Annotated in this window: 7 protein-coding genes; all 7 read right to left on the reverse strand. The window is 60.3% G+C overall.

From position 1 onward, the window contains the following. Positions 1 to 885 (reverse strand): ABC transporter permease, encoded by an 885-nt coding sequence (locus FHT78_RS28260; RefSeq protein ID WP_183749854.1) that lies wholly within the window; start codon positions 883 to 885, stop codon positions 1 to 3. Continuing rightward, positions 882 to 1,829 (reverse strand): ABC transporter permease, encoded by a 948-nt coding sequence (locus tag FHT78_RS28265; protein ID WP_183749855.1) that lies wholly within the window; start codon positions 1,827 to 1,829, stop codon positions 882 to 884. Before FHT78_RS28265 ends, FHT78_RS28260 begins: the two co-directional genes overlap by 4 nt. Positions 1,830 to 1,892: 63 nt before the next feature. Next, positions 1,893 to 3,401, reverse strand: a complete 1,509-nt coding sequence (locus tag FHT78_RS28270) for an ABC transporter substrate-binding protein (RefSeq protein WP_183749856.1) — start codon at positions 3,399 to 3,401, stop codon at positions 1,893 to 1,895. 79 nt (positions 3,402 to 3,480) lie between these two features. After that, positions 3,481 to 4,206 (reverse strand): FadR/GntR family transcriptional regulator, encoded by a 726-nt coding sequence (locus tag FHT78_RS28275; protein ID WP_183749857.1) that lies wholly within the window; start codon positions 4,204 to 4,206, stop codon positions 3,481 to 3,483. A gap of 207 nt (positions 4,207 to 4,413) precedes the next feature. After that, complete coding sequence (locus tag FHT78_RS28280; RefSeq protein WP_183749858.1) at positions 4,414 to 5,856, reverse strand: M81 family metallopeptidase; 1,443 nt, start codon at positions 5,854 to 5,856, stop codon at positions 4,414 to 4,416. A gap of 8 nt (positions 5,857 to 5,864) precedes the next feature. Then, positions 5,865 to 6,998: an ROK family transcriptional regulator gene (locus FHT78_RS28285; RefSeq protein WP_183749859.1), complete on the reverse strand. Its 1,134-nt coding sequence runs from the start codon at positions 6,996 to 6,998 to the stop codon at positions 5,865 to 5,867. A gap of 62 nt (positions 6,999 to 7,060) precedes the next feature. Beyond that, positions 7,061 to 7,486: hypothetical protein (locus tag FHT78_RS28290; RefSeq protein WP_183749860.1), on the reverse strand; the 426-nt coding region annotated here is incomplete at its 5' end.

Consider the following 7,486-nt stretch of genomic DNA (forward strand, 5'->3'; position numbering starts at 1 on the left):
TCATGCTTCGCGCGGATCGAGCGCATCGCGCAGGCCGTCGCCCAAGAGGTTGAAACCGATAACGACGAGGAAGATGGCAATGCCGGGCCACATCGCCATCCACGGTGCCTGGCTGAGGAAATTCTTGGCAACGTTTAGCATCGAGCCCCAGCTTGGTGCCGGTGGCTGCTGGCCGAGGCCGAGGAAGGAGAGACTGGCTTCGGCGATGATGGCAGTCGCGATCGTCAGCGTCGCCTGTACGAGGATCGGCGCGAAAACATTTGGCAGGATGTAGCGGGTGATGATGCTGAAGTGACGCAGCCCTATGGAGCGCGCGCCTTCGATATATTCTTCGGTCTTCACTGCCAACACCTGGCCGCGTGTCAGCCGCACGAAAATAGGCATGGCCGAAAGGCCGATCGCGATCATCGCATTGCTCAAGCTTGGGCCGAGGAAGGCGGCGAGCGCGATCGCGGTGATGAGGAAGGGCATTGCTAGAAAGGCTTCGGTGATGCGAGAGATGATCATGTCGATCCAGCCGCCGAAATAGCCTGAGATTAGGCCGAAGGGTACGCCGATGAGAACGGCGATCGCTACGGAAAAGACGCCGGCCATCAACGAGGCCTGCGCGCCCCAGATCATTCGGGAGAGGATGTCGCGACCGATATCGTCGGTGCCGAGCCAGTGGGCGGCTGACGGGGCCTTGCGGATCGTCGACCAGCTTGTGGAGTTCGGGTCGGGAAGCGGCAGGAGCGGCGCGATGATGGCGAGGATTGCGAAGAAGGCGATGATGGCGAGGCCGACGAGCGCCCCCTTGTTGGCTTTGAGCTTGCGCCAGGCGCGGCTCGGCGAACGCTGCTCGATGGACGTGACGGGCGCGGTTGCGACTTGATCGATTGCGGTCATAGCGACGCTCTCATGCGCGGATTGAGAAGGACATAGAGCACATCGGCCACGAGATTCATCAGGATAAAGCCGATCGCCGTGCAGATGACGACGCCCTGGACGACAGCATAATCGCGGTTGAAAACGGCATCGACGATGAGTTTTCCGAAGCCTGGAATGGTGAAAATCTGCTCCGTGAGAACCGCGCCAGCGAGAAGTTCGCCAAAAAGCAGAGCGGTCAGTGTGACGATCGGCAGGACCGCGTTGCGGAAGCTGTGTTCCAGCACCACCGAGCTTTCCGGAAGCCCCTTGGCGCGGGCGGTACGAATGTAGTCGGCGCTCAAGACGCTCAGCATGGCCGAACGGGTGTGGCGCATCAGCGTGGCGGCGAGCGCGTTGCCGAGCACGAAGGAGGGCATCAGCATGGTCTGGATCGAGCGTAGCGGATTGGAGAAGAAAGGCTCATAGCCCGAAGCCGGAAGCCAGCCGAGGTTCACCGAAATCAGCAGGATCAGCATGATGCCGAGCCAAAAGTTCGGGATCGACAGGCCCGACAGAGCGATGATGTTGGCGAAATAATCGATGATGGTGTTCTTCTTGACGGCGGCCAGGATGCCCATCGGCACGCCGATCACGAAGGCGAAGATCATCGACATGATCGCAAGCTGGATGGTGACCGGCAGTTTTTCTGCAACGAGCTCGAGAACCGGCTGGTTTGTGCGCAATGAAATTCCGAGATCGCCCTTCAGGGCGGAGCCCAGCCAGTAGAAATACTGGTAAAGAACGGGATCGTTGAGGTGATATTTTTCCCGCAGGAATTCCAGCACCTGCGGATCGCGCTCTTCGCCGGCCATGGCCAGAACCGGATCACCCGGCAGAAGTTTCTGCAGCGAGAAGACGAAGACCGAAATGATCAGCAGAGTTGGAATGGCGACCAGCAGCCGCTTGGCGATAAACCTGTACATGGGCGCTCCGATACAATCAGCGGAACGCGACGAGGGTCGCCGCGTTCCTGAAGCGTGCGGCTATCAGCCTTCCTTCTTCACGCCGACGAGGCGGATCATGCCGTCGGGCGAAGCGACGAAGCCGGTGATGTTCTTGTGCAGCGCCCAGATCCAGGACTGGTGGCCAAGGAAGATGATCGGCAAGTCGTCATTGAGGATCGCAGTTGCGGCATCGTATTTCTGCTTGCGCACGGAATCGTCAGGGGACTGGCGAGCCTCGTTCAGCAGTTTGTCGACATCGGCATTGCAATATTTGCTGTCGTTCAGGCCGGCGCCACAGGTGACGAATTGCTGGATATTGCCGTCGGGATCGACGCGGCCGGACCAGTCGGAGCGGCTGAGCTGGTAATTGCCGGCGGTCTGCTCATTGAGCAGGGTCGCAAATTCCGTTGTCTTCAGGGTCAGGTCGAAGCCGGCTTCGGCGACCATGGACTGGACGATCTGCATCATCTGCATGACCACGGGGCTGTTGGAAACCTGCATTTCAACCGGAATGCGGTCGAAGCCTGCCGCCTTGACGAGAGCCTTGGCCTTTTCGACGTCGCGGGCCGGAACCGGAACATCCTTGTCGAACCACGGGCTGTTCGGTGGGAAAGGCTGGTTGCCGGCAACGCCGGTGCCTTCGAAGACGATCTGCATGGCGGCATCGCGGTCGATTGCTAGCGAGAAGGCCTGGCGCAGGCGCTTGTCCTTGCCGATCGGATTGTCCGCGCGCGCGCCGTTGCCGACATTGGCATAGATGCCGAGCCAGCCGGTGTTGACGACATCCTTGTAGACGAGGTTCGGATCGCTCTTGACCGTCTCGGCGTCGGTTGCGGCCAGGCGTTCGATCATGTCGAGATCGCCGGAGCGCAGATTGGCCAGGCGTACGGTCGAATCCGGGATCGGCAGGTAGGTGATCTTGTCGATGAAGACGTTATCCTTGTTCCAGTAGTCCTGGAATTTTTCGAGCACGATACGGTCCTGCTGGACGCGCTCGACGAATTTGAAGGGGCCGGCGCAGACCGGATGGTCGCCGAACTTCGCGCCGAGTTCCGTCGCAGCCTTCGGCGAGACGATCATGCCGGCGCGGTCGGAAAGCTGGGCAAGCAGGGTGACGTCGGGGCTCTTCAGCGTGAACTTGACTTCGTATTCGCCTGATGCCTCGACCTTCTGGACGGAACTCAGCTCGCTCTTGCGACGCGATTCCGGGAGGGTCATGTTACGCTCAATCGTGGCGACGACGGCTTCTGCGTTGAAGGGCGTTTCGTCCTGGAACTTCACACCTCGGCGAAGCTTCATGGTGAGCGCCTTGCCGTCGGCCGACCAGCTCCACTCGGTCGCAAGCTGCGGCACGATTTTCAGGTCGGGCGAGACGTCGACGAGCTTGTCACACATCGCAGTATAGACGATACGGCCGACGAAGGTGCGCGACTGCGCGGGATCGAGCACGTCGGCATCATCCTGCAGGCCGATCTTCAGTTCGACCGCGAAAGCGGGAAGCGCAAAGAGCGCTGCCGCTGCGGCTGATGTCAGCAATCTGGCGGGCTTCATTTCATTCTCCTCTGTTATGTTTTTGTTTCACATTCGTCGTGCCGAGCCGGCGGTTATCTCCGCCGTGCTTTTTCCTCGCTCAGGTGGGCTCCTTCTCGGCCTGCGTTTCGCTGTGGTCGAGAGAGGTAATGCGGATGAGGCTTTCCTGCAGCGTCAGCAGGTGCTGGCGCATGGCTTCGCCGGCCTTTCCCGGATCGCGGGCGGCGATAGCATCGACGATGGCTGTGTGCTGGCCATGGGTGACTTCGCGCGTGCGGCTGACGCTGCGGGCGCGCTCGCGGATGGTCTGCCAGGCTTCGTCCTGGCGCACGCGGTTGATGACGTCGAAGATCGTGAGGAAGAATGAGTTGCCGGCGCATTGGGCGATCTGGCGATGCAGCGCCCCATCCCAGAGTTCGCGGCCGTCGGCATCGGTGCTTTCGTAGATCTTCTTCACCAGATCATACATGCGATCGACATCGGCGGCCTTGGCGCGCATGGCCGCAAGCTGGGCAAGCTGCGGTTCGACGCGCAGGCGCACTTCCATGATTTCCATGAGATCGGTATCGGCGACGATGGAATTGACATGGTTGCTCCAACCGTCCGGCCTCTTACCGGCAAAGGTGCCGGAACCTTGCCGGCGCCAGATGCGGCCTTCGGCTTCCAGCACTTCCAGCGCGCGGCGGATGGAGCGGCGACTGACGCCGAGGATTTCGGAGAGCGTACGTTCGGTTGGCAGCTTGCCATCGGCATCGAGACTATCCGACTGCAGGAGAGTCCTCAGCTTCTCCAGCGCGTAGTTCGAATTACCTTGCGTTTCGTCCATGATCGGCTGAACCAATTTAATATTGGTTCAATGCAAACCAAATCCTGTCGATCGTCAAGCGCTTTTTTGTGCATATAGATACCTGCATATTTATTGGTCGAATGGCTTGGATTTGCGGCAGATCCAGAGACAGGCGCACGTTTCAATGCGAACCGCACGCCAGGCAGGCGCGCGGTACCAAAAATCAATTGGTTCGCCTCTCAAGCCTCAGCGGTTCGCGGAGCGCGCAGAAAGGAAAGCCTGCGGCTGGAAGCTGAAATCCTTGTCGAAAGGATAGGTCGGGTGCTCTTTGCGCAGGCGCGGCAGGCGCTCGACGAACTGGTCGACGACACCGGTCGAGAGCGCCATGAGGTTCGGATTGGCGATCGGTGCCAGTTCCGGCGAGAGATAACCCGACTTGACGACGACGATCTTTGCTGTGCGAGGATCAAGACCGATGCGGGTAAAATCGACGATGTTGTGATAGGGGCGGCGTTTGGCGGACAGCACCAGATCGATGCCGCCGATGGAAACGACGGCCTGGCGATCGATCGCGTCAGCGGTTTCGTGCAGGAATTTCACCAGGAAGCGTCCCGTCACCGGCTTGCTGCCCTTGGTATCGAGCGAGGCGCCGACCGTCAGCTCCAGAGTGGCACCGACGCCCGCAGCATAGCAGGTCTGGGTGGCCGCCTTATCGGCGATGCCGGCGAAGACGACGCCGGTGGCGCCTTTTGCAATCAGTTCGGCCAATATGTCGGCACGATCGCCCACGCCGCCGCCAGTCGGATTGTCGCCGGATTCGGCGAGTACGACGGGGCCGGTGGAGCTGGCGATCGCCTTGGCGACGCATTCCTCGATCGAGCCGGTCTCGCAGCCGAAGACGAATTCCTCGCGCACGTCCCAATAGGCCTTCGCCAGACGCTTTGCCTCACGCTCCAGTACGGTGCGGTCGGTACCGGTCATGATGGCTGCAGCGGTGGCGCGAGGTTCGTCAGCCCAGACGTAGCCGACCATCAGCGAAGCATCCCAGACGCCGTCTAGCGCATCGATGCCGGGCAGTTCGGCGTAAAGGCTCTTTGCCGGTTCATCGACGGTGCTGGTACGTTCGCCCGGCAGGACGACCGGGATCGGCGCCCAGAGCAGGATTGGCTTCACGCCAGTCTTCAGGCTTTTCACCAGCATGGAGACAGAGCGGCGCATGGTCTCCTCGACATCGATATGCGGCGCCGTGCGATAGGTGGAGTACATGTCTAGCGCATCGATGATGCGCTGGGTGACGTTGCCATGCAGGTCATAACTGGCCGAGACCATGCAGTGATCGCCGACAAGCGCGCGGGCCGCACCGATCCAGTCGCCTTCCGCATCCTCCATGCCTTCGACATACATTGCGCCATGCATGGCGAGATAGAGGCCGTCGAGCGGCAGCAATGGCTTCAGGCGTTCCAGGAATTCGGCTTTGAAGGCCTCATAGGTGTGCCGCGCGACCGGCCCGCCGGCAATGGCGCGGGCATGGATCGTCGGCAGGAATTCGGCGTCGTAATCCTTCAGAAAGGCGAAATAGGGGGCTGCCATCAGTTCCTCGTCGCGTACTACCCGGAAGTCTGCCTCCTCGTTCAGGATGGGATTGTACGTGCTGCATTCGATGTGAATGCCACCGACGGCGATGCGCATGGGAGACCTCAGCTTATATTGGGACCAATCAGAAAATTGTGGGCGGCAATGCTGGCAGCGCCCCGCGCCCAGACGTCGCTATCGACGCGGCGGGTGCGAATCGGGGTTTGGCCGGCATAACGCGGAAGAACATTGGCTTCGACCGCCTGTTGCACGACCGTGCCGAACAAGCCTTCGAAGGAACCTTCGACATGAATGACAAGGATCATGCCGGGGTCGTTCATTTGGATCAGGTGCGAGATCGCAAGACCGAGGGCTGCGCCGGCCTTGTGGATGATGGCGACGGCCTCGGCCGTGCCGAGCGAAGCTTCCTCTTCCAGCTCGGACAGCGAGGTGCATTTCAGGCCGGCGGCCCGCGCCATCTCCTTGATCGCCTTCATGGAGGCGATGGTATCCAGGCAGCCGCGCTTGCCGCAGCGGCAGGGTGCGCCACCCGGCTCAATCGTCGCGTGGGCGATTTCACCCGCACCGCCATGATTGCCGCGATAGAGCCTGCCGTCGATGACATGGGCGCAGCCGATACCGTCTCCCAACGAAACGACCGAGAAATTGGGCGTGTCGCGGGCTATGCCGAACAGCTTCTCGCTGACGGCGACGGCCTTGGCGTCGTTTTCGATGAAGGTATCGACGCCGCTTGCCTGACGGATAAGTTCGGCGAGCGGCACATCCTGCCAGCCAAGCAGAGTGGACTGCACGCAGGTCGCCTGTTTTTCATCGACGAAGCCGGACAATGCCACGCCGATGCCGGCAAGCTTCGAGCTCGCCTGCGGATGGCCCTTCAGGATTTCCGGCAGGCCATAAGCAATGGCATTGGCAATGACCTTGGGATCCCTGGAATAGGGCAGTTGCTGACGGGCGATGATATTGCCGTTCAGATCGCTGAGGATCATCGGTGCCGGATCTTCCAGAAGCGAGATACCTATGAAGAAGGCGCATTCCGGCTTCAGGTCGAGCAGCACGGAGGGCCGACCCTGGCCGTAGACGGTCTCCGTCTCGTGCAGCACGCCGCGATCGATCAGCTCGCGGGCAATGCCACTCATCGCCGCTTTGCTGAGCCCGATCGCGGCAGCAAGATCGGTCCGACTTAAGGGGCCAGACTCGCTTATGACCCGCAGGAGTTCGCGCTGCGACGAATTGAACATGCAAAGTTCCTGATCTGCCGATGTGCTGTTCTACCCGATAATAAGTTCACAAAATGAACCAATCAACTGAAATAAATTGAAAAATTGATCAAAGCTGACCGGAGGCCGACTTCAAGAATCGGTCTCCGGAACGCTGTTTCCGCCGTTTTCGGTCTCGCTTCCTCGCTGACGGTCATGTTGTGGGTTTCGCTCAATGGAGCGCAATGAGGAGCGATGGCCGCAATTATCTCGGCCTCACTATCTACATGTCGCTCTTCCCGCGGCTCGCGATCATGGTCAGCATGCTCGGCTTCACATTTTCTGCGACGGCCTGCGCGGCCTGCTCGATCCGCGGAAATAAAAAGAGATGCGATGCGCAGCTTGCTGCGTGTTTCGCGTATCGGTTGGACAATCGTGCCCGACCCGAGAGATAGGTGACGTTTCGTACCGGAGACATGGGTAACACTTTTCGCTTTTTGGCGGGAGGTGTTGATGCCGTGGAAAGAGAC

Source organism: Rhizobium sp. BK196 (assembly GCF_014193255.1).
Taxonomy (GTDB): domain Bacteria; phylum Pseudomonadota; class Alphaproteobacteria; order Rhizobiales; family Rhizobiaceae; genus Rhizobium.

What these genes read in the sequence shown, in the direction of transcription:
- FHT78_RS28265 (WP_183749855.1), bottom strand. Translation starts at nt 1,829, where the DNA reads ATGTACAGGTTTATCGCCAAGCGGCTGCTGGTCGCCATTCCAACTCTG.
- FHT78_RS28275 (WP_183749857.1), bottom strand. Translation starts at nt 4,206, where the DNA reads ATGGACGAAACGCAAGGTAATTCGAACTACGCGCTGGAGAAGCTGAGG.
- FHT78_RS28270 (WP_183749856.1), bottom strand. Translation starts at nt 3,401, where the DNA reads ATGAAGCCCGCCAGATTGCTGACATCAGCCGCAGCGGCAGCGCTCTTT.
- FHT78_RS28285 (WP_183749859.1), bottom strand. Translation starts at nt 6,998, where the DNA reads ATGTTCAATTCGTCGCAGCGCGAACTCCTGCGGGTCATAAGCGAGTCT.
- FHT78_RS28280 (WP_183749858.1), bottom strand. Translation starts at nt 5,856, where the DNA reads ATGCGCATCGCCGTCGGTGGCATTCACATCGAATGCAGCACGTACAAT.
- FHT78_RS28260 (WP_183749854.1), bottom strand. Translation starts at nt 885, where the DNA reads ATGACCGCAATCGATCAAGTCGCAACCGCGCCCGTCACGTCCATCGAG.